2 protein-coding genes are annotated in these 1,051 nt (G+C 71.0%); one reads left to right on the forward strand and one right to left on the reverse strand.

Annotated features, from left to right (window positions below; translation table 11 throughout):
* Window positions 1-18: 18 nt before the first annotated feature.
* Window positions 19-546, forward strand: coding sequence for a chromate transporter (locus JYJ84_RS37355; RefSeq protein WP_122946447.1), 528 nt, complete (start codon window positions 19-21; stop codon window positions 544-546).
* Window positions 547-589: 43 nt separating this feature from the next.
* On the opposite strand, the gene JYJ84_RS37360 is transcribed toward JYJ84_RS37355, so the two are convergent.
* Window positions 590-928: a hypothetical protein gene (locus JYJ84_RS37360; RefSeq protein ID WP_175222440.1), complete on the reverse strand. Its 339-nt coding sequence runs from the start codon at window positions 926-928 to the stop codon at window positions 590-592.
* Between the last annotated feature and the right edge of the window lie 123 nt (window positions 929-1,051).

Consider the following 1,051-nt stretch of genomic DNA (forward strand, 5'->3'; position numbering starts at 1 on the left):
GCAGCGAGGGGGCCGGCCATGAACGACACGCTGATCGCCATCGCGACGATCTTCAGCCAGTTGTCGCTGCTCGCGTTCGGCGGCGGCAACACGATCCTGCCGGAGATGCAGCGGGAGGTCGTCGATGTCCATCACTGGATGAGCGCGCACGAGTTCACCGCGCTGTTCGCGCTGGCCCAGGCGGCGCCCGGGCCGAACATGATGATCGTGTCGCTGGTCGGCTGGCACGTGGCCGGCTGGAGCGGGTTGCTGGTCGCGTCGCTCGCGAAGTTCGGGCCGTCGTCGATCGTCACCGTGCTCGCGCTGCATGCGTGGGAGCGCTTTCGCGACCGGCCGTGGCGCCGCTACGTGCAGCAGGGGATGATGCCCGTCACGGCCGGGCTGGTCGCGGCGAGCGCGGTGCTGATCTCCGAGGCGTCGAACCGCACGGCGATCCAGTGGGGCATCACGGCCGCGTGCGCGGTGCTCGCGTGGCGCACGCGCATCCATCCGCTGTGGCTGCTCGCGGGCGGCGCGCTGATCGGGCTCACGGGCATCGGGCAGTGAGCGGTCCTTCACGCAGCCGGCCGTTGCCGGGTGCGGCCGCCCGCTACTGCGACGCCGGCAGGTCGCCGTTCACGATCCCGAGCAGCCGGCCCCGCTCGCTGCCGACGTCGTCCGTCGCAGCGGGCCAGTCGACCACGTAACCGGCCTCGAGCGCATCGCGCATGATCGTGCCGTAGTCGGCCTTCGCGACCTTGCCGCCGCGCAACGCGTCGGCCACCTCGTGTTTCAGCTTCGGCGTGAACGACGGATAGGCGGCCACCAGCGCCGCGTACTGGCGCGCATCGATCTCGCCCGATTCGCGGTTGAACGCCCAGACGGCCACCAGCACGATCGCGGCGAACGGGATCACGGTGAAGCGCAGGAAGAACTTCGCGAGTGTCATTCGAAGGCTCGGTGAGGCGGCACGGGCGGCGATCGGGGTGCAACCGCGCTCAGGCCGCCCGGTATACTCGGCCGGCGCCGCGGCGGCGAAACCTGCGCGATGGACACGTTCCGACCGGCGACG

This window comes from Burkholderia sp. LMG 13014, assembly GCF_905232215.1.
GTDB lineage: Bacteria > Pseudomonadota > Gammaproteobacteria > Burkholderiales > Burkholderiaceae > Burkholderia.

Coding starts and splice junctions, on each gene's coding strand:
- JYJ84_RS37360 (WP_175222440.1), bottom strand. CDS start 928: ATGACACTCGCGAAGTTCTTCCTGCGCTTCACCGTGATCCCGTTCGCC.
- JYJ84_RS37355 (WP_122946447.1), top strand. CDS start 19: ATGAACGACACGCTGATCGCCATCGCGACGATCTTCAGCCAGTTGTCG.